The organism is Micromonospora antibiotica (assembly GCF_017599305.1).
GTDB lineage: Bacteria > Actinomycetota > Actinomycetes > Mycobacteriales > Micromonosporaceae > Micromonospora > Micromonospora antibiotica.
On sequence record NZ_JAGFWR010000001.1, the window covers coordinates 328,687 to 351,386 of the forward strand.

22 protein-coding genes are annotated in these 22,700 nt (G+C 72.9%); 15 read left to right on the forward strand and 7 right to left on the reverse strand.

All coding sequences use genetic code 11. The features are described 5' to 3' along the window. Positions 1 to 25: 25 nt before the first annotated feature. Positions 26 to 220, reverse strand: a complete 195-nt coding sequence (locus JQN83_RS01520; RefSeq protein ID WP_208565198.1) for a DUF397 domain-containing protein — start codon at positions 218 to 220, stop codon at positions 26 to 28. Further along, positions 211 to 1,014: a helix-turn-helix domain-containing protein gene (locus tag JQN83_RS01525; RefSeq protein ID WP_208565199.1), complete on the reverse strand. Its 804-nt coding sequence runs from the start codon at positions 1,012 to 1,014 to the stop codon at positions 211 to 213. The genes JQN83_RS01520 and JQN83_RS01525 overlap by 10 nt, the downstream gene beginning before the upstream one ends. Before the next feature lie 221 nt (positions 1,015 to 1,235). On the opposite strand from JQN83_RS01525, the gene JQN83_RS01530 reads away from it, so the two are divergent. The 4 genes from JQN83_RS01530 (at position 1,236) to JQN83_RS01545 (ending at position 4,064) form a co-directional block, all read left to right on the forward strand. Continuing rightward, on the forward strand, positions 1,236 to 1,580 hold the full coding sequence (locus JQN83_RS01530; protein ID WP_208565200.1) for a hypothetical protein: 345 nt from the start codon (positions 1,236 to 1,238) through the stop codon (positions 1,578 to 1,580). A gap of 141 nt (positions 1,581 to 1,721) precedes the next feature. Further along, on the forward strand, positions 1,722 to 2,492 hold the full coding sequence (locus tag JQN83_RS01535; RefSeq protein WP_208565201.1) for an SGNH/GDSL hydrolase family protein: 771 nt from the start codon (positions 1,722 to 1,724) through the stop codon (positions 2,490 to 2,492). Positions 2,493 to 2,494: 2 nt separating this feature from the next. Continuing rightward, complete coding sequence (locus JQN83_RS01540; RefSeq protein ID WP_244251543.1) at positions 2,495 to 3,094, forward strand: imidazolonepropionase-like domain-containing protein; 600 nt, start codon at positions 2,495 to 2,497, stop codon at positions 3,092 to 3,094. 67 nt (positions 3,095 to 3,161) lie between these two features. Next, on the forward strand, positions 3,162 to 4,064 hold the full coding sequence (locus JQN83_RS01545; RefSeq protein ID WP_208565202.1) for a sulfurtransferase: 903 nt from the start codon (positions 3,162 to 3,164) through the stop codon (positions 4,062 to 4,064). 155 nt (positions 4,065 to 4,219) lie between these two features. Here JQN83_RS01545 and JQN83_RS01550 read toward each other — a convergent pair whose 3' ends face one another. Continuing rightward, positions 4,220 to 4,774 (reverse strand): TetR/AcrR family transcriptional regulator, encoded by a 555-nt coding sequence (locus JQN83_RS01550; protein WP_208565203.1) that lies wholly within the window; start codon positions 4,772 to 4,774, stop codon positions 4,220 to 4,222. A gap of 100 nt (positions 4,775 to 4,874) precedes the next feature. Between JQN83_RS01550 and JQN83_RS01555 the strand changes: the two genes are divergently transcribed. Then, positions 4,875 to 6,068, forward strand: a complete 1,194-nt coding sequence (locus JQN83_RS01555; RefSeq protein WP_208565204.1) for an FAD-dependent oxidoreductase — start codon at positions 4,875 to 4,877, stop codon at positions 6,066 to 6,068. 79 nt (positions 6,069 to 6,147) lie between these two features. Further along, a complete protein-coding gene (locus JQN83_RS01560; protein WP_208565205.1) occupies positions 6,148 to 7,779 on the forward strand; it encodes an alpha/beta fold hydrolase in 1,632 nt (543 codons plus the stop codon). On the opposite strand, the gene JQN83_RS01565 is transcribed toward JQN83_RS01560, so the two are convergent. Beyond that, the gene (locus JQN83_RS01565) at positions 7,751 to 8,173 is read right to left on the reverse strand and encodes a DUF7144 family membrane protein (RefSeq protein WP_208565206.1); all 423 of its coding nucleotides are present in this window, start codon (positions 8,171 to 8,173) and stop codon (positions 7,751 to 7,753) included. The genes JQN83_RS01560 and JQN83_RS01565 overlap by 29 nt on opposite strands. Before the next feature lie 149 nt (positions 8,174 to 8,322). On the opposite strand from JQN83_RS01565, the gene JQN83_RS01570 reads away from it, so the two are divergent. Both JQN83_RS01570 and JQN83_RS01575 read left to right on the forward strand, forming a co-directional pair. Next, positions 8,323 to 8,937: a TetR/AcrR family transcriptional regulator gene (locus JQN83_RS01570; RefSeq protein WP_208565207.1), complete on the forward strand. Its 615-nt coding sequence runs from the start codon at positions 8,323 to 8,325 to the stop codon at positions 8,935 to 8,937. A gap of 140 nt (positions 8,938 to 9,077) precedes the next feature. Beyond that, positions 9,078 to 10,415: an acetyl-CoA carboxylase biotin carboxylase subunit gene (locus tag JQN83_RS01575; protein WP_208565208.1), complete on the forward strand. Its 1,338-nt coding sequence runs from the start codon at positions 9,078 to 9,080 to the stop codon at positions 10,413 to 10,415. Positions 10,416 to 10,443: 28 nt separating this feature from the next. Here JQN83_RS01575 and JQN83_RS01580 read toward each other — a convergent pair whose 3' ends face one another. Next, entirely contained in the window at positions 10,444 to 11,325 is an 882-nt protein-coding gene (locus JQN83_RS01580; protein WP_208565209.1) for a hypothetical protein, read from the reverse strand. A 343-nt stretch (positions 11,326 to 11,668) separates the two neighbouring features. On the opposite strand from JQN83_RS01580, the gene JQN83_RS01585 reads away from it, so the two are divergent. Together JQN83_RS01585 and JQN83_RS01590 are read left to right on the forward strand one after the other, a co-directional pair. Continuing rightward, complete coding sequence (locus tag JQN83_RS01585; protein WP_208565210.1) at positions 11,669 to 11,878, forward strand: hypothetical protein; 210 nt, start codon at positions 11,669 to 11,671, stop codon at positions 11,876 to 11,878. A 178-nt stretch (positions 11,879 to 12,056) separates the two neighbouring features. Continuing rightward, the gene (locus JQN83_RS01590) at positions 12,057 to 12,974 is read left to right on the forward strand and encodes a hydroxymethylglutaryl-CoA lyase (protein WP_372443950.1); all 918 of its coding nucleotides are present in this window, start codon (positions 12,057 to 12,059) and stop codon (positions 12,972 to 12,974) included. A gap of 56 nt (positions 12,975 to 13,030) precedes the next feature. On the opposite strand, the gene JQN83_RS01595 is transcribed toward JQN83_RS01590, so the two are convergent. Beyond that, a complete protein-coding gene (locus JQN83_RS01595; RefSeq protein ID WP_208565211.1) occupies positions 13,031 to 13,600 on the reverse strand; it encodes a snapalysin family zinc-dependent metalloprotease in 570 nt (189 codons plus the stop codon). Positions 13,601 to 13,805: 205 nt separating this feature from the next. Between JQN83_RS01595 and JQN83_RS01600 the strand changes: the two genes are divergently transcribed. The 3 genes from JQN83_RS01600 to JQN83_RS01610 all read left to right on the forward strand — a co-directional run bounded on the left by JQN83_RS01600 (position 13,806) and on the right by JQN83_RS01610 (position 19,438). Beyond that, on the forward strand, positions 13,806 to 15,338 hold the full coding sequence (locus tag JQN83_RS01600) for an acyl-CoA carboxylase subunit beta (protein ID WP_208565212.1): 1,533 nt from the start codon (positions 13,806 to 13,808) through the stop codon (positions 15,336 to 15,338). 202 nt (positions 15,339 to 15,540) lie between these two features. Then, positions 15,541 to 16,689 (forward strand): acyl-CoA dehydrogenase family protein, encoded by a 1,149-nt coding sequence (locus tag JQN83_RS01605; protein WP_208565213.1) that lies wholly within the window; start codon positions 15,541 to 15,543, stop codon positions 16,687 to 16,689. 124 nt (positions 16,690 to 16,813) lie between these two features. Next, positions 16,814 to 19,438 (forward strand): ATP-binding protein, encoded by a 2,625-nt coding sequence (locus tag JQN83_RS01610; protein ID WP_208565214.1) that lies wholly within the window; start codon positions 16,814 to 16,816, stop codon positions 19,436 to 19,438. Between the two features lie 255 nt (positions 19,439 to 19,693). On the opposite strand, the gene JQN83_RS01615 is transcribed toward JQN83_RS01610, so the two are convergent. After that, positions 19,694 to 20,200: a MarR family winged helix-turn-helix transcriptional regulator gene (locus tag JQN83_RS01615; RefSeq protein WP_208565215.1), complete on the reverse strand. Its 507-nt coding sequence runs from the start codon at positions 20,198 to 20,200 to the stop codon at positions 19,694 to 19,696. 101 nt (positions 20,201 to 20,301) lie between these two features. Between JQN83_RS01615 and JQN83_RS01620 the strand changes: the two genes are divergently transcribed. Next, positions 20,302 to 20,880: a YceI family protein gene (locus JQN83_RS01620; protein WP_208565216.1), complete on the forward strand. Its 579-nt coding sequence runs from the start codon at positions 20,302 to 20,304 to the stop codon at positions 20,878 to 20,880. 238 nt (positions 20,881 to 21,118) lie between these two features. Then, the gene (locus JQN83_RS01625; RefSeq protein WP_208565217.1) at positions 21,119 to 22,597 is read left to right on the forward strand and encodes a glutamate-cysteine ligase family protein; all 1,479 of its coding nucleotides are present in this window, start codon (positions 21,119 to 21,121) and stop codon (positions 22,595 to 22,597) included. The last annotated feature ends 103 nt before the right edge of the window (positions 22,598 to 22,700 follow it).

Genomic DNA, 22,700 nt, shown 5'->3' on the forward strand with positions numbered 1-22,700 from the left:
TCAGCGGGTGCCGGGTCGGGCCGGGTCAGTGGGTGCCGACGCCGTTGCCGGTGGCGGCGACGAACGACCGCCAGGCCCGGCGGTCGAAGGTGAGGACGGGCCCGGTCGGGTCCTTGCTGTCGCGCACCCCGACGACGCCGGGCAGGTCGTCGGCGACCTCGACGCACTCGCTGTTGCCGCTGCGGGTGGACTTGCGCCAGGTGGCACCGGTCAGCTCCATGACGTCATCACTTCCTTCATCAGCAGTGCCGACTGGTTGTGGGGCAGGGCCTCGCTGCGGACGCTCTCCCACCGTGCAATCAGGATAGTCAGCTCCCCGTCCTTGTCGATCGTGGTGCCGTCGAGCTGGTTCTCCAGATAACCGACCCAACCGCTGTCGTTGCCGAGCGCCAGCGTGAACGGGCCGGCGAGACCCACGTGGGTGCTGACCTCGGCGGGTATCACGTGGATGCTGACGTTCGGCTGGTCGACGCAGTCCAGCAGGTGGGCGATCTGCTGCACCATCAGGCCCCGGAAGCTCTCGTCCGCGCGCCGCAGCACCGCCTCCTCGACCACCGCGATCAGCTTCGGCGGCTGCGAACGAGTGAGCACGCTCTGCCGGTCCAGCCGGACGGCGAGCCGCCGCTCCACCTCGTCGTCGCTGAGCATGTCGTCGGCCCGGATCACCGCACGGGCGTAGTTCTCCGTCTGCAACAGACCCGGAACGAGCGTCGGGTGGTAACACCAGAGCTGCTGTGCCTGGCGTTCGGCCTCCAGCCAGGGCCGGAACCAGTTCGGTTGCGAGTAGCGCTCGGCCAGCCTGAGCAGTGAGGTGAGCAGGCCGCCGGTCGTCAGGACCTCGTCCGCCCGCTTGAGGAACAGCCTGTCGAACGGCCGTTGGCCCAGCTCGATGGCGGAGATCTGCGAGCCGGAGAAGTGGACCAGCTTGCCGAACTCCTCCTGGCTCAGCTCCGCGTGCAGCCGCAGCCTGCGCAGTTGTGCCCGGATCAGGTCGGCGGTCGGTTCACTTTCCACACGTCCTCCACGGTTGTCCCGGCCGCCTCCCCGGTCCGACCGGGCGGCCCTCCCCGTCGACCCGACCTCGCCCAGGCCGGCGTCGATGCCTTCCGAGAGTAGTGGTGTCATCACCAGAATGTCACCAGTGGGTCGCCTTCCGTCCGGCCCGCTGCGGGGCCGCCCGTGACCCCCCGTGCAGGGGCGGCCCCCTCCCCACCACCATCAGGAGGTCGAGACCGGTGAACTCCCGTCCCTTTCCGGTGCCCCGCCTCGGCCCGTATGCCGACCGGCCCCGCTCCCACCCGCCGGGCGGCCGGCCGCACCTGCCGCTGCGACCGCTGTGGGTGTGTCGGGCCTGCGGCGGCCCGTGGCCGTGCGCCGAGGCCCGGCTGCTGCTCCGCATCGAGTACGACGCACAGCCCGTCGATCTGGCCGTCTATCTGTCCGGGCTCTATCACGAGGCGAGCCACGACCTGTTCCGGCTGAACCCGCAGGACGGGCCGACACCGCGTGACCTGTTCGAGCGCTTCGTCGCCTGGGCCCCCTACCGCCGGCGACCGGCCACCCCGCCCCCGCCGGGCTGAGCGGGCCGGGCTGAGCGGGTGGCGGCCCGGGCGGGCTGCGGTCGATGACCTGCGCCACGTTGGGGTGGTGGGCGGCGACAGGCGAAGGCCGGCCGGTGACAGACTGGTCGCCGCAGTCAACGAAAGCATGAGGGGGGCGGCGTGCGCTGGCGGAGCTTCGTGGCGGTCGGGGACAGCTTCACCGAGGGCATGGACGACGCCTACCCGGACGGCACCTACCGGGGCTGGGCGGACCTGGTGGCGACCCGACTGGCCGCCGAGGCCGGGCCGGACTTCGGCTACGCGAACCTGGCCATCCGGGGTCGGCTCTTCCCGAGTGTCGTCGCCGAGCAGGTGCCCGCCGCGCTCGCCATGAAACCCGACCTGGTCAGCTTCGCAGCCGGCGGCAACGACGTGCTGCGCCGCACCTTCGACCCGGACGCGTTGGCGACCCGGTTCGACGCCGTGGTGGGCCGGCTGCGGTCAGGTGGCGCCGACGTGATCCTCTTCCGGTTCGCCGACGTGCTCGCCCGGCTGCCCGGCCAGCGCCTCGTCTCACCCCGGATCGCGCTGGTCAACCGGCTCATCGGTGAGATCGCCGAGCGGCACGGCGCGATCCTGATCGACCTGTTCGCCGACGACACGTTCCGGCTCAACCCGACCCTCTGGAGCCCCGACCGGCTGCACCTGTCCGCCGCCGGGCACCGGCGGGTCGCCGGCCAGGTGCTGACCACGCTCGGGGTGGGCTGCGACGAGGAGTGGCTGATGGTGCCGGAACGCCCGGCCGCGACCCCGTGGCTTGCCGCCCGCGCCGCCGACCTGAGCTGGGTCGGTCGGCACCTGGCCCCGTGGGTCACCCGTCGGCTCACCGGCCGGTCCTCCGGCGACACGGTCACCGCGAAGCGCCCGGTCCTCGGCCCGCTGGCCGACTGACCGTGCGCACCCTGCACACCGCCCCTCTGCTGCGCCTCACCCACGACGACGAGCCACCACCGGGCCGCCCGGTGCCGGGTGACGACGATGCCCCGTCGGACCGGGCCCCGTCGGACCGGGCGACGTCGGGTGACGACGCGCCGTCGGGCCGGTCGGTGCCCGTCTCCGGCGGGCCGCCTGACCAACCGGTGCCGGGTGACGGTGGGCTGCTGCCGGGCTGGGCGGTGCTGGTCGACGGTGCCCGGATCGAGGCGATCGGGCCGGTGGAGGAGCTGACCCAGGCGTACCCGATGGTGCGGATGCGTCGGTGGCCCGGGACCCTCGGGCCGGCGCTGGTGCACGACGGACCGCTGCCACCGGCGGCCAGCCCGCGCGAACGGGTGCACGCGCTGCTGCAATCGGGCGTCGGCGCGCTGCTCGCCGCGCACCTCACCGATCCGGCGGTACGCGCGGCGGCGGCCCGCAACGACGTCGCCGTCCTCGACGCGGTACGACCCCCCGCTCTCGCTGTCGGCGGCCGGGCCGATCTGGCCGTCTTCGCCGACGACGGCCGCTGCCTCGCCACCGTCGTCGCCGGCCGCCTGGTCCACCGCCGCGCCTGACCTCGCCGACGTCCTTCCGGGCCCAACGGGCGGTCGACGCCCCGGTTTCCGGCGTAACTTGGGGCTCATGTCTGTGCCGAGTGATCCGCATCCCCGCCTCCAGTCGTACGCCGACCCGCAGCGGCTGGTCACCACCGAATGGTTGGCCGAACACCTCGGCGACGAGGGTCTCGTCGTGGTCGAATCCGACGAGGACGTGCTGCTCTATGACACCGGTCATATCCCCGGTGCCGTCAAGGTCGACTGGCACACCGAGCTGAACGACCAGGTCACCCGGGACTACCTGGACGCGGAGAGCTTCGCCGAGCTGTGCGCGGCCAAGGGCATCGGCCGGGGCGACACGATCGTCTTCTACGGCGACAACTTCAACTGGTGGGCCGCGTACGCGCTGTGGGTGTTCACCCTGTTCGGTCATGCCGACGTCCGGCTGCTCGACGGTGGCCGGCAGAAGTGGATCGCCGAGGGGCGCGAGCTGACCCGGGACAAGGTGGCCCGGCCGCGTGCCGACTATCCGGTGCCGCAGCGCGACGACGCGCCGGTCCGGGCGTACCGGGAGCAGGTGATGGCGCACGTGGCCGCTGGGCGGCCGCTGGTCGACGTCCGTTCGCCGGGCGAGTACACCGGCGAGATGCTGCACATGCCGGACTACCCGCAGGAGGGCGCGTTGCGCGGCGGGCACATCCCGGGTGCGGTGAGCAAGCCGTGGAAGTCCGCCGCGAACGACGACGGCACCTTCAAGTCGGCCGACGAGCTGCGGGCCATCTACACCGACCAGCTCGGGTTGAGCCCGGCCGACGACGTGGTGGCGTACTGCCGGATCGGTGAACGGTCCAGCCACACCTGGTTCGTCCTGCACCACCTGTTGGGCTTCCCGCAGGTGCGCAACTACGACGGCTCGTGGACCGAGTGGGGCAACCTGGTCCGCGCCCCCGTGGTCCGGGGCGACCAGCCCGGCGGCCTGGCCGGCTGACCAGCCCACCCGCCGGCTTCGGTCGCGCCCGGCTTCGGTCGCGCCCGGCTTCGGTCGCGCCCGGCTTCGGTCGCAACGGGGTGGATTGCGGTGTTCCGGTCCCGGGACACCGCGACATCCGCCCCGTTGCGTCACGCCCGTCGGCGGGCCGGAGGTCAGGTGGGGGCGCGGAGGTAGCGGTGGACGGTGGGGGCCAACCAGGTGACCAGGTCGGCCAGCGGCATGTCGACGACCGGGGCCAGGCGCAGCACGTACCGGGTCAGCGCCAGGCCGAGCATCTGGCTGGCGACCAGACCGGCCCGCCGGGGCGCCTCCGCCGGATCGGGTACGACGGCGGCCACCGCCGCGCCGAGCTGGTCGGTGAAGACCGCCCGCATCCGGTCGGCCGCACCCTGGTTGGTGGCGGCGGTACGCAGCAGCGCGACCAGCGTCCCGTCGCCCTCCCAGCGGTCGAGGAAGTGCCGGACCAGCACCTCACCGAGCTGGTCGGTGGGCTGGTCGGTGAGGTCCGGCAGCCGCAGGTCGAACTCGGCAGCCGCCGCGAACAACCCCTCCTTGCTGCCGTAGTAGCGCATCACCATGGACGGGTCGATCCTGGCGTCGGCGGCGATGGCCCGGATGGTGGCCCGCTCGTACCCGTCGGCGGCGAACCGCTGCCGGGCTGCGGTCAGGATCGCGGCCCGGGTGGCGTCCGATCGGCGGGCGGTCATGTCCCCGACTCTATGCCAACAGGCGTTGACCTCTGCTGTCCACCCGGCCTACCGTTGCCAACAAGTGTTGGCAAACGTTTGTTGGCAACGGAGGTGGGAGATGCTGCCCGCGCAGACCGACGTCCTGGTGGTGGGAGCCGGCCCGACCGGACTGACCGTCGCGGCCACCCTCGCCCGACAGGGCGTCGAGGTGACCGTGGTCGACCGGGCGTCCGCGCCGCCGGTCACCTCCCGGGCCGCCGTCGTGCACGCGTACACGCTTGAGGTGCTGGACCGGATCGGCGTCACCGCGCCGCTGGTGGCCCGGGGACTGCGGGCGGCGCGCTTCACCGTGCGGGACCGCGACCGGGTGCTGCTCACCCTCGGCTTCGGGGACCTGCCGTCGACGTACCCGTACGCGCTGCTGGTCTCCCAGTCGGTGACCGAGGCGGTGCTCACCGAACGGCTGGCCGCCCTCGGCGGGCAGGTGCACCGGTCGTACCAGCTCACCGACCTGGACCACGACGGCGACGGGGCGGTCGCCGGCTTCGCCGACGGGACGAGCGTGCGGGCCCGCTGGGTGGTCGGCGCGGACGGCATGCACAGCACCGTCCGTGACCTGGCCGGCATCGGCTTCGGTGGGCCGGCCGACGTGGGTGAGTCGTTCCTGCTCGCCGACGTCCGGGTGAGCAGCGTGCTCCCCCGCGACGAGGTCGCGCTCTTCCTCGCCCGACCGGGTCCGCTGGTGTGGGCACCCCTGCCGGACGGCGTGGTCCGGCTGGTCGCCGCCGTCGCCGACGCGCCCCGCGACCCGGACGCCGCCCGGCTCCAGGCGCTGCTCGACGAGCGCGGCCCGACCCGGCGGCCGGACCGGCTGACCGACGTGCTCTGGAGTTCCCGGTTCCGCGTCCACCACCGGATCGCCGACCGCTACCGGCGCGGCCGGGTGCTGCTCGCCGGGGACGCCGCGCACGTGCACAGCCCGGCCGGTGGGCAGGGGATGAACCTCGGCATCTGCGACGCGGTGGCCCTCGGTGCCGCCCTCGGCGACGTCCTCGCCGGCCACCCCGACACCCTGCTGGACGCCTACGCCGCCAGCCGTCGACCGCTCGCCGAGGAGATCGTCGGCTTCGCCGCCCGGCTGACCCGGCTGGCCACCCTGCCGCCCGCCGGCCGGCCGCTGCGGGACCTGGCGCTGCGCGCGGTGTCGGGGATGCCGCCGGTGCGCCGCCGGATCGCGCTGCGGCTCGCCGGCCTCCAGCAGCGCGCGACGACCTTCCACCGGGGGGACGGGCGGCACGCCGGTCGGCGGTAGTTCGGCGGTAGACCCGACACGCGGTCGTCGGGCAGGGGAACCTGCTAGGGGAGCCCCGGTTACCTGGTGAGGAGAGGGTGTGCGCAGACCGCGATCCCGCCTGCTGGCGCTGTGCGCCCTGACCGCCGTGCCCCCGGCGGTCGAGGCGGTGCTGCTGGTCCGCCTCGGGTTCATCGCCGCCGAAGGGCTGTCCGCCCAGGTCACCGCCGTCTGGCCGTACGACACCTACCACGACCTGCGCTGGCTGTACGTCTACCACGACTCGTGGGCCGAGTTCCTGGTCGGGCTGCTGCTGCTGATCGGGTTCCGCGGACTGCTCACCACCGGGCTGGTCGCGCTCGCCTGGCCCACCGAGGTGGACCGGCCCGGCCTGCGCTGGCTGTTCGGGCGCAACCTCGGGCTGTCCGCGGTGGTCACCGTGCTGGTCGCCCCGTGGGCGCTGATCTCGGTGGCGGCCTCGGTGGTCGCGCTCTCCTGGGTGCTGCTCGCCTCGCTGCTGCCGATGTTCCTGCTGGCACCGTTCCTGCAACGGGCCGCCGTGGTCGGGCCGTGGTGGCGCGGCCTGCCGTCGATCTCGCTGGTGGGCTGGTCACTGCTGAACTTCGTGGTGATCACCGTGGCCAGCGCGCTGTGCTGGAGCGTCCCCGGCTGGTGGACGGTGCCGGTCGCCCTGCTCGCCGGGGCGACCAACGGGCTGCTCTGGGAACGCACCGTGCACGTCGCCGTGCTGGCCCCCCGGGTGCGCTGGGCACGGGTGCCGGTCACCCCGATCGCCGTCGCGCTGGCCCTCGCCGTCCCGCTGGCGATCCCGTTGCTGGTGCAGGTCGTCCCGGCCGGGGTGACGGTCGAGCAGGTGGTCCTCGGGCAGCGGCTCCCGGCCGACGTACGGCACGCGGTGATCGTCCTCGCCGGCCACGGCTCCGCCTACGACGGGACCCCGCCCGTCGATGCGAACGTGGAACGGTTCTCCTACCGGGGGCTGGGCGGGGACGGCCGGCCGCTGCCGTACCGGCCGGTGGACACCAACCGGTCGCTGGAGAGCGGTGCCGTCCTGCTGGAGACGCAGGTGGACCGGTTGCACCGGCGTACCGGCCGCCCGGTGGCCCTGATCGGGGAGAGCGAGGGGGCGTTGCTGGGCCGCACATATCTCGCGCAGCGCCCGCACGCGGCGGTGGACACCCTGGTCATGTTCAGCCCGTTGATCAACGCCGGTCGTGCCTACTACCCGCCCGCCGGGGCGGCCCACGGGTGGGGAGTGGCCACCGGCTCGCAGTTGCGTGCCCTGCTCGGGGCGGTCGCGCTGTTCGGGGTTTCCGAGGCCGGCCCGGACGATCCGTTCATCAGGTCCCTCTTGGACAACGCGCCCTTCTACCGTAACCAGCTGATGTGCCCGGTGCCGGGCGTGCGGATGCTGGCCTTCCTGCCGACCACCACGGCCACCGAGGCGCCGCCGGGCGACTACACCGGCATCCCGGTGTTCCAGATGCCCGGGGTGCACGGCGGGCTGCTGGGCCGGTCACTGGTCCAGGACCGTCTGATCCACTTCCTCGCCGGGGTGCCGGAGAGCCGGATGCGTCGGGAGTATCCGCTGCTCCAGCAGCTCGGCGCGGGCTGGCAGGCGCCCCCGCTGGCGATCCGGATCAACCCGGCCTGGAACGACGTCCGGCAGCCGGACCCGTCCTTCACCGGGAAGGTCTGTCAGCCGTCCTGACCCGCACGTCGTCCCGGTTGCCGCGCCGGTGCCGGACGACCAGCCGGAGGGCGGCCAGGACCAGCCCCACCACGATCAACGCCTCGATCGGGTGGTACGGCGCGAACAGCACGTGGACGACGACGACCGCCGCGCCGACCACCAGGGCCGCCGTCCCCCAGCGGCGTCGGCCGAACGCGGTGACCAGACCGGTGGCCACCAGCAGCACCCCGCTCGCCACGTGCAGCCAGGCCCAGTTGGTGAGGTCGTAGAAGACCAGTCCGTCGGCGTGCAGCGAGACGTAGACGTCGCCACTGTCGACGTCGCCGATCCCGGACAGCACGTCGAAGAGGCCCGCGCCGACCAGCAGGCCACCGGCGAGCAGCAGCGACCGGTCCGGCTGTCGTGTCGTCACCGTGCCCTCCCTCCCCTCCCAGGCTAGGGCCGGCGGGGCACGCCGTCCGGCGATCTCCGGCGCTGCCCGTCGACCGGCCACTGTCCGCCTGGTGAACCCGCGGGTAACCGAGGGGCCCCGGTGTCCGGCCTGAGGTCTACGCTTGCCAGGTGACTGTGGGGCAGCAGGCTAGGGGCAGCGCAGGCAGCGCGGGCCGGCGCCGGTCGAGGCGCGACGAGATCCTGGAGATCGCGGTCGGGCTCTTCGCCGCCCGTGGCTACCACGGGGTCTCCATGGACGACATCGGTGCGGCGGCCGGGGTGACCGGCCCGGCCCTCTACCACCACTTCGCCGGCAAGGAGGCGATGCTGGCCGCCGCGCTGATCCCGGTCAGTGAGGGGCTGCTCGACGGCGGCCGGGACCGGGCCGCCGGCCGTCCCGGCGACCCGCGCGGTGCGCTGGAGTCGCTGATCGACTTCCACGTCGACTTCGCGCTGGCCAACCCGGCCGTGATCGCTCTGCACCTGCACGAGCTGGACCGCCTCCCGGACGAGCCGCGCCGCCGCATCCGCAAGCTCCAACGGTTGTACGTGGAGGAGTGGGTGACCGTGCTGACCGCACTGCACCCCGGGCTGCCCGACGGTGAGGCGCGGGTGCTGGCACACGCCGCGTTCGGCCTGATGAACTCCACCCCGTTCCTCGGCGGTGAGGTGGACCGGCGGCGTCGGGCGGCGCTGCTGCGGGCCGCCGCGCTGGCCGCCCTGCTGGCCGAGACCGACTCCTGACCGGAGCACCCCTCTCCTGCCCGGGCCACCCCCGACACTCCTGCCCGGGTCGTGGCCGACGGCCCGATCGTGGTTTCCTGGCATCCGTCCGCACCCCTGGACGTTGAGCAACCGTCCCCACCCTGGACGCTGGAGGAAACATGATCGAGTCGCTGTTGGTCGCCAACCGGGGCGAGATCGCCCGCCGGATCATCCGTACCGCGAAGCGGCTCGGCATCCGTGCGATCGCGGTGCACTCGGAGGCCGACGCGGACCTGCCGTTCGTGGTCGAGGCCGACGAGGCGGTGTGCGTGGGACCGGCGAACCCGGCCCAGAGCTACCGCAACGTGGAGGCGATCCTCGCCGCCGCCGAGTCCACCGGCGCGCAGGCGGTCCACCCGGGTTACGGCTTCCTGTCGGAGAACGCCGACTTCGCCCGTACCGTGCAGGCCCGTGGGTTGATCTGGGTCGGGCCCGGCGCGGACGCGATCACCGCGATGGGTGACAAGATCAACGCGCGGAACCTGATGGCGGCGGCCGGGGTGCCGGTCGCGCCCGGCACCACCGAACCGGCCGCCGACCTGGCGGCGGCGGTCGCCGCCGGCACGGAGATCGGCTACCCGGTGATGGTCAAGGCCGCCGCCGGTGGTGGCGGGATGGGCATGCAGGTGGCCGCCGACGAGGCCGAGCTGCGCACCGGGTACGACAAGGTCCGCGCGTTCGCCGAGCGGATGTTCGGCGACGGCTCGGTGTTGATCGAACGCTACTTTCCCCGGGTGCGTCACGTCGAGGTGCAGATCCTCGGCCTGGCCGACGGTCGGGTGGTGGCACTCGGCGAGCGGGAATGCTCGGTGCAGCGGCGCAACCAGAAGCTGGTCGAGGAGTCCCCCTCCCCGGCGGTGTCACCGGAGCTGCGGGCCCGGTTCCTGGCCGCCGCCGTGCGGGCCGGCGAGGCGGTCGGCTACCGCAACGCGGGCACCGTCGAGTGCCTGCTCGACCCCGCCACGCAGGAGTTCTTCTTCCTGGAGATGAACACCCGGCTCCAGGTGGAGCACCCGGTGACCGAGCTGGTCTACGGCCTCGACCTGGTCGAGGAGCAGCTGCGGGTGGCGGCCGGCCTGCCGCCGACCTTCGACCCGGACGCGCTGGCCCCGCGCGGGCACGCGATCGAGCTGCGAATCAACGCAGAGGACCCGAAGCGGTTCCTGCCCGGACCCGGCGTCATCGGCACCTGGGTGGAGCCGACCGGCGAGGGGGTACGCGTCGACTCCGGCTATGTCGCCGGCAACACGGTCACTCCGTTCTACGACAGCCTGCTGGCCAAGCTCGTCGTCACCGGGGCGGACCGGGCCGAGGCGATCGAGCGGGCCCGGACGGCGGTGGCCGACTTCGCGCTGGCCGGCCCGAAGAACAACCTGCCCTTCTTCACCGAGCTGCTGACCAACGAGGAGTTCGTCTCCGGCGACTACGACACCGGCATCGTCGGCCGGATGCGCTGACCGGAGGGGACTGACCCGCCCGGCGTGGTCAGGCCCGCCGGATCCCGCCCGGCGGGTGCGGCCGGGGCGTCGGCCGGTGCGGCGGCGGGCCGACGACGTCGAGCCGGGGCGGCAACGACACCGTGTCGATCCGGGGTGGGCGGTGCCGACCGGCCGGGGCGTCGTTGGTCGGGGTCGGGCCGGCCGGGAAGTGCCCGGGGTTGCGGTCCTTGCGGGCCAGCCCCTCCAGCAGGGTGGTCTCCCGTGGTCGCGGTACGTCCCCCGGGTGGCCGCCGCCGTCGAGCGGTCCGAAGGGCGGGCGTCGCGTCCGGGCTGCCTCGACGGTGGCGCGCAGCAGTTTGTTCTGGGCCTCCCATGCGGCCAGCTTGCGCCGCAGTGAGGCGTTCTCCGCCTTGAGTTGGGCGATGATCTGGTGAGCGTCGCCTGCGGTGGAGTCTGCCCCGTCGGGCGTGGCCCGCAGGTCGACACCCTCGGGGTGGGCCGGGTCGTCGGAGGCCCGTCGCCGCTTCGTCGGCGGTTCACCCCGGGCCGCCTCGTAGAGCCCTTCGAGTCGACTCAGGGTCGCCACCCGGTCCGCGTCGGCGACGGTGTGCCTGACCACCAGTTCGACGGTCTGCCACGGCGGCCCCTTCGTCTCCGTGGTGAAATGCCGGGACAGCCGCTTGCGCCAGGTGGCCCAGGTGCGGCCGGACCGCTTGTGGCAGATCCGGGCGGCCAGTCGGCTCCAGGTGTCGACCGCGCCGATCTCCGGGGACAGCTCGACGAGGTCGCGGACGGCCAGCGCGTACTCGGACACCGCCTTCGAGCGGTACCGGGCCTCGTAGTCGGCGGCCAACTGCTCGCGCGGGACGAGGCAGTGCCGCTGATGCCGTCCCGTCGGCGGGGTCGGCGTGCTGGTGTCGGAGGTCATGCGCGGACCTTTCGCAGAGCTGCCGGATCGGGGGTTGGTTCGTACCCGTACCCAGCCATGATGACCGCCTCCATCAATGCCCGTGGTCGGTTTCTGGCCGGGTGGTTGTCCGGGTAGGACGCTGCTGTCGTGGCCCCGGTTCCGTTGCCCCGAGAGCGCCCGGCCACGCTCCACTTTGGCCGGGTGGCACCCGTGCTGCCCGGCCAAAGTGGAGTGTGCTGGACGGCCCGACCGGTCGTTGTGCCTGGCGTGCGGGGGCGGCCGCCGACGGTTGGGCGGCCGGCCGGGCACACCTCGACCGATGGGTTCCATCGGCGGGTACTGCGTCGTCAGAGGTGGAGACATGGGAAGCGGAAGATCGACCGGGGGCGCGCCACCGTGCCTGGACCGTCGTCGGGTGGGCCGGTGCCTGCGGTCGGCGGCGTTGTTCGCGGAGGGGGCGGTGGCGATGGCGCTGGTGTTGGGCCGCGAGGACGCCGTCGGCTGGGCGGGTGCCGTCGCGGCGGTGTTGCGCAGCACCGCCGAGCTGGTGGAAGGCCCGGCGCAGCGCTGATCTCCCGGGTGTCGGGGGCCGGTTCCGGCCCCCGACACCCGGGGCGACATGGCGGCGGCGGCAGGCGTGGTGTTCCCTGGAGGGACCACCGGTCGTCCGGCGTCGCCGGTCGTCGTTCCCACGAGGGGCGGCGGCCCGGGACGACCCCCCGGCGACCCGATGTCACAGCGAGGTGACCATGAGTCAGATGCCAGCGGCGGTGTCGATCCGGGAGGTCGGGCCGCGCGACGGGCTCCAGAACGAGGAGCCGATCCCCACCGGGGCCAAGGTGCGGTTGCTCGACGCGCTCTCCGGCACCGGGGTCCGTCGGATCGAGGCGGTGTCGTTCGTGCACCCCAGGGCGATCCCGCAGATGGCCGACGCCGACGAGGTGTGGCGGCAGGCCGGGAAGGTCGACGGGGTGCGTTACTCGGCGCTGGTGCCCAACACCCGGGGTGCCGAGCGGGCCCTGGCCGCCGGTTTCACCGAGATCGAGGTGGTGGTCTCGGCCAGCGACACGCACAACCGGCGCAACGTCAACCGCTCCACCGACGAGTCGCTCGACGACATCGCCGAGCTGATCGACCTGCTGCACTCGGCGGGCGCGCGGGCCGAGGTGATCGTGGCGACCAGCTTCGGCTGCCCGTACGAGGGGGACGTCGATCCGGGGCGGGTCGCGGGGATCGTCGAGCGGGTGGTCCGCGACGGCGCCGACCGGGTCGCGTTCGGCGACACCACCGGCATGGGTACGCCCCGGCGGGTCCGCGAGCTGGTCACCGCCGTCCGCGACCGGGAGCCTGACGTGCCGGTGCTGCTGCACTTCCACAACACCCGGGGTACCGCGCTGGCGAACCTGCTGACCGCCCTGGAGTTGGGGATCACCGAGTTCGACGCCAGCGTCGGCGGCCTCGGCGGCTGCCCGTACGCGCCGGGGGCGAGCGGGAACCTGGCCACCGAGGAGGCGGTGCACATGCTGCACGACATGGGCATCGACACCGGCATCGACCTGGACGCCCTGATCGGGGTGGCGGAGTTGGCCGAGGAGCTGCTCGGCAAGCGGTTGCCGTCGGGGGTGCTGCGGGCCGGCCCGCGTACCCGGTTGACCGCCCGGCCCTGACCGCGACGGGGAGGGGCCGGCGTGGTGCCGGCCCCTCCGTCGGATCGTCCGCTGGGTCAGCCCACGGTGAGCAGGCCCGGCCAGCTGTCCTTGAAGACCTGGCTGCCGGTGCTGCTGCGGCGGTCGTTGGCGCTGAGGGTACCGGCGAACAGGCTGCTGACCCGGTTCGCCTCGGTGGTGCTCGGGTACGGGTTGGTGCAGCTCGTGCCGGCGCTGCCGCCCGACATCAGGATCGCGCAGTTGCCGTTGTAGTTGTCGGGCAGGCCGAGGATGTGCCCGATCTCGTGGGTCATGATCCGCAGCGGGCTGTACTGGGCGGCCTGCTGGGTGTCGATGTAGACCCGGCCGTTGCCGAGGCTGGTGCGCTGGGCGTACGAGCCGCCGCCGGTGATCTGGTAGATCCGCAGGTTGGTGCCGCAGTTCGCGGTGAGCGTCAGGTTGTTGGTGGCGTTGTTCCAGATCGACGCGGCCTGGTTGGCGATGCCCGCGTAGCTGGGCGCCTGGCTGGTGTTGTAGCAGATGGTCATCGCGGCGGAGGCGGGCGCGGGGTTGGCGACCGTGAGGCCGAGGGTCGCCGTCGCCGTCGCCAGGGCGGCGACGGCGAGGCGCTTGATGCGTGAGTTCATGACTCACTCCAATCCGGAGGGGGTGTCTGGAGCGTAGCCACATCGATAGTTGAGTATCAATATCCAGAGCGGAAGTCGGTCGGGTGGTCGGGTGAGGCCCGGATGCGCTAGCCTAACGATCGTTCAGGCTGGTCGGCGCGTCCACGACGCCGACGGCGCGGGTGGCGGTCGGGCGCGTCCACGGGGCGCGGGCGAGGGGGTCGGCGTGACGCTCGACGGTGCGGCACTGGAGCAGCTGCGCAAGCGCGCCCGCTCCGGCGGGGCCGACAAATACCATGCGGCGAACGCCGGCAAGGGCAAGCTCTTCGCCCGGGAGCGGGTCGCCATCCTGGTCGACGAGGGCTCGTTCGTCGAGGACGGCCTCTATGCCAACGCACTGGCCGAGGGGCTGCCCGCCGACGGCGTGGTCACCGGCACCGCCACCATCGACGGCCGGCCCGTCTGCCTGATGGCCAACGACTCCACGGTCAAGGCCGGCAGCTGGGGCGCGCGCACCGTCGAGAAGATCATCCGGATCATCGAGCGGGCCTACTCGACAGGCGTGCCGATGGTCTACCTGGTCGACTCGGCCGGCGCCCGGATCACCGACCAGGTCGACCTCTTCCCCGGCCCCCGCGGCGCCGGCAAGATCTTCTGGAACCAGGTCCGCGCCTCCGGGGCGATCCCGCAGGTCTGCGCGTTGTTCGGGCCGAGCGCCGCCGGTGGGGCGTACATCCCGGCGTTCTGCGACGTGGTGGCCATGGTCGAGGGCAACGCCAGCATGTACCTCGGCTCCGACCGGATGGTCGAGATGGTCACCGGGGAGAAGACCACCCTGGAGGCGATGGGTGGGGCCCGGGTGCACTGCGCCGAGTCCGGCGTCGGGCACTTCCTGTGCAGGACCGAGGCCGACGCGCTCGACGTGGTGCGGGACTACCTGTCCTACCTGCCGTCGAACTGGCAGCAGCAACCGCCGGCCGCGCCGGCCGTCGCCGCGCCCGCCAAGGCCGACCTGGCCGCGCTGGTGCCGGCCAGCGAGCGGCAGGCGTTCGACATGCGCCGGTACGTCAAGGGCCTGCTCGACGACGGCTCGTTCTTCGAGATCCAGGCACTCTGGGCCAGGGAGCTGACCATCGGGTTCGGCCGGCTCAACGGCGAGGTCGTCGGCGTGGTCGGCAACAACTCGATGTTCAAGGGCGGGGTGCTCTTCGTCGACTCGGCCGACAAGGCGACCCGGTTCGTGCAGCTCTGCGACGCGTTCAACGTGCCGCTGCTGTTCCTGAGCGACGTGCCCGGGTTCATGGTCGGCAGCGCGGTGGAGAAGCAGGGCATCATCCGGCACGGGGCCAAGATGATCACCGCGATCTCCGAGGCGACCGTACCCAAGATCTGTGTGGTGGTGCGCAAGGCGTACGGCGCGGGCCTGTACGCGATGGCCGGCCCCGGCTTCGAGCCGGACGCGACGATCGCCCTGCCCACCGCGAAGATCGCGGTGATGGGTGCCGAGGCGGCCGTCAACGCCGTCTACGCCAACAAGATCGCCGCGATCCCCGACGAGGCCGAGCGGGCCGCGTTCGTCGCCGCCAAGCGGGCCGAGTACGAGCGGGACATCGACGTGGTACGCCTCGCCAGTGAGCTGGTGATCGACACGATCGTCGAACCGCACGAGCTGCGCGCCGAACTGGTCCGCCGGTTCACCGCCGCCCGCAGCAAGGACCGGCACTTCTCCCGCCGCCGGCACGGTGTCACCCCGGTCTGACCGACCGCCGCCGGTGACCCGCCTGACCCGCCGCCCGCAACACGAACCGCCGCCCCGACCACACCGGTCGGCACCGGACCGCCCGGTCACTGACCGCCGGGCCACCGCCACCGCCGTCGACCGGGACCGACCGGTCGTCCAGCCGATCCGCCGTCCCCGGCGTCACGAGCGTCCGGGGGAGGCACCCGCACAGGAGGAACCGATGGACTTCCGGCTCAGCGAGGAGCACGAGGCGCTGCGGGAGAGCGTGCGGGACTTCGCCCGCGACGCCGTCGCCCCGGTGATCGCCGAACACTACGAGCGGCACACCTTCCCGTACGAGATCGTCCGGCAGATGGGCAAGATGGGGCTGTTCGGTCTGCCCTTCCCCGAGGAGCACGGCGGCATGGGCGGCGACTACTTCGCGCTCTGCCTGGCCCTGGAGGAGTTGGCCCGGGTCGACTCCAGCGTGGCGATCACCCTGGAGGCGGCGGTCTCCCTCGGCGCGATGCCGATCCACCGGTTCGGCACCGACGAACAGAAGGCCCGGTGGCTGCCGAGGCTGCTCAGCGGCGAGGCTCTCGCGGGGTTCGGGCTCACCGAGCCGGGCACCGGCTCGGACGCGGGCGGCACCCAGACGCGGGCCGTCCTGGACGGCGACGAGTGGGTGATCAACGGGTCGAAGGCGTTCATCACCAACTCGGGCACCGACATCACCGCGCTGGTCACCGTCACCGCGGTCACCGGCACCAACCCGGACGGCTCGAAGGAGCTGTCCACCATCATCGTGCCGTCGGGGACACCCGGCTTCACCGTCGCGCCGGGGTACTCGAAGGTGGGGTGGAACGCCTCGGACACCCACGAGCTGACCTTCGACGACTGCCGGGTGCCGGCCGGGAACCTGCTCGGCGCGCGGGGTCGGGGCTTCGCCCAGTTCCTGCGGATCCTCGACGAGGGGCGGATCGCCATCGCCGCGCTGGCCGTCGGCCTCGCCCAGGGCTGCGTCGACGAGTCGGTGAAGTACGCGAAGGAGCGCCAGGCGTTCGGCCAGCCGATCGGCAACTACCAGGCCATCCAGTTCAAGATCGCCGACATGGAGCTGAAGGCGCACACCGCCCGGCTGGCCTACTACGACGCCGCCGCGCGGATGCTCGCCGGTGAGCCGTTCAAGCGGCAGGCGGCGATCGCCAAGCTGCACGCCAGCACCGTCGCGGTGGACAACGCCCGGGAGGCCACCCAGATCCACGGCGGCTACGGCTTCATGAACGAGTACCCGGTGGCCCGGTTCTGGCGGGACTCCAAGATCCTGGAGATCGGGGAGGGCACCTCCGAGGTGCAGCGGATGATCATCGCCCGCGACCTGGGCATGTGACCGTCCCGCCCGGGCGGGTGGGGCACCGCGTGGCGACAGCGGTTTGTCGGGTATCCGCAGCCCTTCGTCAGTAGGCCGACGAAGGGCTGCCCGGCGTCGTATCCCGACCGTACCCTTCCTGCCCATGACCCCGGATCATGATCACTCGCCCGGCGTGGGTGGTCGTACCCCGATCGGGGAGCTGGTGCGGTCCCACCGCCTGGCCGCCGGTCTCACCCAGGTCGACCTGGCGCAGCGGGCCGGGGTCGGCGTGCGGACGGTCCGTGACCTGGAACGCGGCCGGTCGCACCGGCCGCAACGCACCACCACCGAGCTGATCGCCGGGGCGCTCGGCCTGACCGGCCAGGCCCGGGCCGGCTTCCTGGCCAGCGCCCGTGGCCAGGCCCTCCCCGCCCCGACCGACCCGGGTGGCGGCGGCCCGCCGCACCGACCTGTCGTCGGCACCGTCCTGCGGGACCTCGACCTGCCGGGTACGCCGATGGCGCTCCCCCCGGCGGTCGAGCTGATCGGCCGGGAACGGGAGCTGACCGAGCTGACCGGGCTGCTCACCGGCGACGGCTGGCCCCCGGTGCTGAGCCTGGTCGGCCTGGCCGGGGTGGGCAAGACCGCGCTCGCCCTGGCCGTGGCGCACGCGGTGGCGCACGCCCACCCCGGCGGGGTGGCCGGCGTGCTGGTCGGCACCGGCTCCGACGGCAACGACGTGCTCTCCGCGGCCTGCGCGGTGCTCGGCGCGGCCCGGCTCGCCGAGTTGGCCGCCCGGCTCCGGGGCTGCCCGGCGCTGCTGCTGGTCGACGCGGTCGAGCGGGCCCCCGACCCGGTGGCCGAGGTGCTGCACCTGCTCGTCGCGGCGGTACCCACCCTGCGGGTGGTGGTGACCGGACGACACCCGGTCGGCATCCCCGGTGAACTCGTCCGCCCGGTGGCCCCGCTGGAGGTGCCCCCGGCCGACGTGGTCGACCCGGCCGAGCTGGCCCGCTGGCCGGCGGCGGCCCTGTTCACCACCCGACTGACCCGGGTCCGCCCCGAACCGCCCGGCCCCGACGAGCTGCCCGCCCTCACCGCGCTGGTACGCCGGCTCGACGGCCTGCCGTTGGCGATCGAGCTGATGGCGGCCCGTGGGCGGATTCTCGACCTGCCCGAACTGCTCGACCGGTACGGCGACCGGGTGCTCGACCTGGCCGGCCCGGAACTCGGCGGGCGGGGTTGGGAGGCCGCGCCATCGGGTCGTACCGGCGAACCGGCCCGCACGGCGGTGGCGGTGACCCTGCGGGAGGCGGTGGCCACCAGCTACCGGCTGCTCGACGACGGCGAACAGGCCGCCCTGCGTCGACTCTCGGTCTTCGCCAACCGGTGGTCGGTGGAGCTGGCCGAGGAGCTGCTCGCCGACGACGTCGACCCGGATCCGGCGACGGTGGTCGATCCGGTGCCCCTGCTCGACCGGCTGGTCGAGTTGGGCCTGCTCAGCGTCCGGGGTACCGGGTCGCTGCGGTTCCGCCTGCTCGACGCGGTCCGCGAGTACGCCGTCGAGCAGGCCGCCGGCCGGGGGGAGTTGACCGCCGTACGACGCCGGCACGCGGTGGTGATCACCCGGCTGGTGACCCGTACCGCGCCGGATCTGGTCGGCGCGCGACAGCCCGCGGCCGCCCGCCGGCTCGACGAGGCGACCGGGGACATCGGCGCGGCCCTGGCGCACGCCGCCGGGGACGACCCGGTCACCGCGCTGCGGTTGGCGGCCCGACTGACCCGCTGGTGGCGGATGCGGGGGCGGGACGTCAGCGGTCGGCAGTGGCTGCGGCGGCTGCTCGCGGACCCGCGTACCGCCGATGCCGATCCGGTCCTGCGGGCGTGGGCGCTGCTCGGGGTGGCCCGGCTCGCCGCCGAGCACGGCGCTGCGGCACAGGAACTGTCCGCCGCCCGCGCCGCGCTCGTGGTGCTCGCCGGCCGGGCCGACGTGGCCGGTGAACTGACGGCACGGATCGTGCTCGGCACCCTGCTGGTCGCCACCGGGGGCTACGACGAGGCGGCCGAACAGGCGCACGCGGTGCTGACCCTGGCCACCCGGCACGGCCGGACCCGGGACATGGCCGTCGCCCAGCACCAGCTGACCTGGCACGAGATCCGCCTCGGTGACCTGCCGGCCGCCCGACGTCGACTTGCCGCGGTGGACCGGCTGGCGGCCCAGTGCGGGGAGCCCCGGCTGCGCCTGCTGGCCCGCGCCGACCTGGCCGAGGTGGCCCGGTTGGAGGGCCGGCACGGCGACGCGGTGGAGCAGGGTCGGCGGGTGGTCGCCGCTTTGGTCGGGGTGGGGGACCCGGGGCACCGACGGCGGGTGCTCGGCACGGTGGGCCTGGCGCTGGCCCGGTCGGGCCGGGTGGACGAGGCGGCCGAGGTCCTGGCCGAGCTGCGCTGCGACGGTCGTCCGGGCCCGTCCGGGACCCGGACGGCGGCGGAAGCGGGGACGGTGGTGGGTCGTCCGGCCGGGGGTGGGCCGGTCCGGGCGGAGGAGGGGGTGTGCGCGTTGATCGAGGGCACGATGGCGCTGCACCGGGGGGACCGGGAGCTGGCTGCGGAGTGGTTCGCGGTGGCGGTCGCCGCCGGGGAGCTCGGTCAGGACCGACGGGACGTGATCGAGGCGCTGGTCGGGCTGGCCGCGAGCACCGGTTCCGCCGAGGTGCGGCAGCGGTTGGCGCAGGTGTGCCGGCGCAGCGGCATCCGGCTGCTACCGGAGGAGGAGAACCTGCTGGCCTAGGTGTGGGAACGCCCGTCGGCCGAGGCGCAGGAAAGCCCGTCGGTCGAGGTGCGGGGGTGGCGCGAGCGAACAAGCCCCCTGGTCAAACCCCTCGCTCAATCGCTCGCGCCGGCACCCCCCGGTGCTCCCCCCGCGCGATGAAGGCTAGCCAGCCGGGACATCCGATTTGTGGGGATCGGCGAGTGTGCGTCCGGTGGGTCGGACGGGTTCTGCCGCTTTTTCTGCCGGTGGGTCGCCCGGGTCCCTGTGGGCGGGTCAGCAGGCGGACGCCGGCTCGTCGGTGGGTGCCTGGTCGGTGCTGCCGGCCGTCGCCCCCGGGTGGACGGCGTCGCGTACCCGGCGCAGCCCGTCCAGCATCGCGGCCAGGGTCTCGGGTTCGAGCTGGCCGGTGAACCACTGCTCGATGATCCGCAGGTGACCCGGCAGGGTCTCGTCCAGCCGCTGCATGCCGGCCGGCGTGACCACCGCGTACGAGCTGCGCCGGTCGGACGGGCAGGCGCGACGGCGGAGCAGCCCGTCGCGTTCCATCCGGTCCACCACCCGGGTGACGCCGCTGGTGGACAGGGAGGTCTGGGCGGCGAGGTCGGTCATCCGCAGCTGGTTGCCCGGCGAGCGGGCCAGGCGCATCAGCACCTCGAACTCGACTGCGGAGAGGTCGTGCTCCTCGTACTGCGCGGTGAACCGGGCGGTGAGCCCGGCGTGCGCCTCGACCAGGAGGCCGACGGCGGTGATCCGGGGGTCGTCGAACACGTTTTCGTTCACCAGACCATCCTAACAGTGCTTGACACGGGGAATATTGCTGTGGCTATAGTTGCTCAGGCAGTCGTTGGGCTACTAAACAATCTTCCCCGGAGGGCAGTTACATGACCAGCACCGAGTCGGTTACCCGCGACTGGGACGGCCTGACCATTCCCGCCGCCGGCACCTACCTGCTGGACGCCGCGCACAAGCGGGTGGGCTTCGTCGCCCGGCACATGATGGTCAGCAAGGTACGCGGCGAGTTCGCCGACGCGACCGCCACCATCACCGTCGCCGAGGACCCGTTGCAGTCCGCGGTCACCGCCACCATCCAGGCGGCCAGCATCAACACCGCCCAGGCGGACCGGGACGGCCACCTGCGCAGCCCCGAGTTCCTCGACGTCGAGCAGTTCCCGACGCTGGAGTACCGCAGCACCGCCGTGAAGTCGCACGACGGCAACGAGTTCGTCCTGCTCGGTGACCTGACCATCAAGGGTGTCACCCGTCAGGTCGAGCTGGAGGTCGAGTTCGAGGGCGTCGGCCGCACCCCGTTCGGCACCGACGTGTTCGGCTTCACCGCCAGCACCGAGATCGACCGTGAGGAATTCGGCCTGACCTGGAACGTCGCCCTGGAGACCGGTGGCGTGCTGGTCGGCAAGAAGATCAAGATCGAGATCGAGGGCGAGGCCATCCGGCAGGCCTGAGCCACCCCGTTCCCGGGCCCCCGCTCTCCACGAGCGGGGGCCCGACGCGTACGGGTGTGGATTGTCACTGACCGGCGACGGCGCTTCCCGGTGCCGGGGCGACGGCGGCGGGGTAGAGAAGGCGGCAAGCGCATACCCGGTGGGCACTGGCCCCGGCGCGTGGGCGCTCTTACCGTTGTGGTTCACACTGCGCACCGGGACGCTCACCGTCCCGGGCGTCTCACGCCGGGAGGAAACAATGGGTAGGGACGTCGAGCAGGGCGCCTTCTCCCGGGAGGACCGGATCCGCTACCGGCAGAAGGTACGGCGGTGCCTGGACGTCTTCGCGTTGATGCTCGACGACTTCGGCTTCGACGCCGACCGGCCGATGACCGGCCTGGAGATCGAGCTCAACCTGATGGACCCGGACGCCGAACCGGCGATGCGCAACGACGAGATCCTCGCCGCGATCGCCGACCCGCTCTTCCAGACCGAGCTGGGACAGTTCAACCTGGAGCTGAACGCGGCACCCCGGCTGATCGAGGGGGCCGGGTTCGCCAACTACGAGACCGACCTGCGCAGCAGCCTGGACCGGGCCGACGAGCGGGCGGCCAAGTCGGACGCCCGGATCGTCATGGTCGGCATCCTGCCCACCCTGACCGAGCAGCACCTGGTGGCCGACAACCTCTCCACCAACGAGCGCTACCGGGTGCTCAACGACCAGATCGTCGGTGCCCGGGGCGAGGACATCGAGCTGGACATCCGGGGGGTGGAGCAGCTCCGGACGCACACCGACTCGATCGTCCCCGAGGCCGCCTGCACCAGCCTCCAGTTCCACCTCCAGGTGGCCCCGGACAGCTTCGCCGACTACTGGAACGCCTCCCAGGCCATCGCCGGTGTCCAGGTCGCGGTGGGCGCGAACTCGCCGTTCCTCTACGGCCGGCAACTGTGGGCCGAAACCCGGATCGCGCTGTTCCAGCAGGCCACCGATACCCGCCCGGACGAGCTGAAGGCCCAGGGGGTACGCCCCCGGGTGTGGTTCGGTGAACGCTGGATCACCTCGATCTTCGACCTGTTCGAGGAGAACGTCAGGTACTTCCCGCCACTGCTGCCGATCTGCGCCGACGAGGACCCGGTCGAGGTGCTGCACGGTGGCGGCGTCCCGCAGCTGTCCGAGCTGCGGTTGCACAACGGCACCGTCTACCGCTGGAACCGCCCGGTGTACGACATCATGAACGGCCGTCCGCACCTGCGGGTGGAGAACCGGGTCCTGCCGGCCGGCCCGACCGTGGTCGACATGCTGGCCAACGCCGCCTTCTACTTCGGGTTGGCGCGCGGGCTGGCCGAGTCGGACCGGCCGATCTGGAGCCAGCTCACCTTCAGCTCCGCCGAGGAGAACTTCCACGCCGCCGCCCGACGGGGCATGGACGCGGTGCTGCACTGGCCCCGGCTCGGCGAGGTGCCGGTCACCAAGCTGGTCCTCGACACCCTGCTGCCGAAGGCGGCCGTCGGGTTGGACCGGTTCGGTGTCGCCCCCACCGAGCGGGACCGCCTGCTCGGCATCATCGAGCAGCGCTGCCGTACCGGCCGCAACGGCGCGGTCTGGCAGACCGAGACGGTGTGGGCCGCGCAACGGCACCGCAACCTGGACCGGGACGCGGCGCTGCACCACATGGCCAACCGGTACGCCGAGCTGCAACGCAGTAACGAGCCGGTGCACACCTGGCCGGTCGACTGACCCCCTTCATCCCGCCTGCCCTTTTCCGCCCTGCCCCACCCCTTCCGCCCTGCCCCACCCCTTCCGCCCTTCCCTCGACGCAGCGTTGCCCAGGTCGGCGACG

Bases quoted from the DNA above. Each gene is read 5' to 3' on its own strand.
- JQN83_RS01520 (WP_208565198.1), bottom strand. From the start codon at position 220: ATGGAGCTGACCGGTGCCACCTGGCGCAAGTCCACCCGCAGCGGCAAC.
- JQN83_RS01545 (WP_208565202.1), top strand. From the start codon at position 3,162: ATGTCTGTGCCGAGTGATCCGCATCCCCGCCTCCAGTCGTACGCCGAC.
- JQN83_RS01550 (WP_208565203.1), bottom strand. From the start codon at position 4,774: ATGACCGCCCGCCGATCGGACGCCACCCGGGCCGCGATCCTGACCGCA.
- JQN83_RS01555 (WP_208565204.1), top strand. From the start codon at position 4,875: ATGCTGCCCGCGCAGACCGACGTCCTGGTGGTGGGAGCCGGCCCGACC.
- JQN83_RS01575 (WP_208565208.1), top strand. From the start codon at position 9,078: ATGATCGAGTCGCTGTTGGTCGCCAACCGGGGCGAGATCGCCCGCCGG.
- JQN83_RS01580 (WP_208565209.1), bottom strand. From the start codon at position 11,325: ATGACCTCCGACACCAGCACGCCGACCCCGCCGACGGGACGGCATCAG.
- JQN83_RS01585 (WP_208565210.1), top strand. From the start codon at position 11,669: ATGGGAAGCGGAAGATCGACCGGGGGCGCGCCACCGTGCCTGGACCGT.
- JQN83_RS01590 (WP_372443950.1), top strand. From the start codon at position 12,057: ATGAGTCAGATGCCAGCGGCGGTGTCGATCCGGGAGGTCGGGCCGCGC.
- JQN83_RS01595 (WP_208565211.1), bottom strand. From the start codon at position 13,600: ATGAACTCACGCATCAAGCGCCTCGCCGTCGCCGCCCTGGCGACGGCG.
- JQN83_RS01605 (WP_208565213.1), top strand. From the start codon at position 15,541: ATGGACTTCCGGCTCAGCGAGGAGCACGAGGCGCTGCGGGAGAGCGTG.
- JQN83_RS01610 (WP_208565214.1), top strand. From the start codon at position 16,814: ATGACCCCGGATCATGATCACTCGCCCGGCGTGGGTGGTCGTACCCCG.
- JQN83_RS01620 (WP_208565216.1), top strand. From the start codon at position 20,302: ATGACCAGCACCGAGTCGGTTACCCGCGACTGGGACGGCCTGACCATT.
- JQN83_RS01625 (WP_208565217.1), top strand. From the start codon at position 21,119: ATGGGTAGGGACGTCGAGCAGGGCGCCTTCTCCCGGGAGGACCGGATC.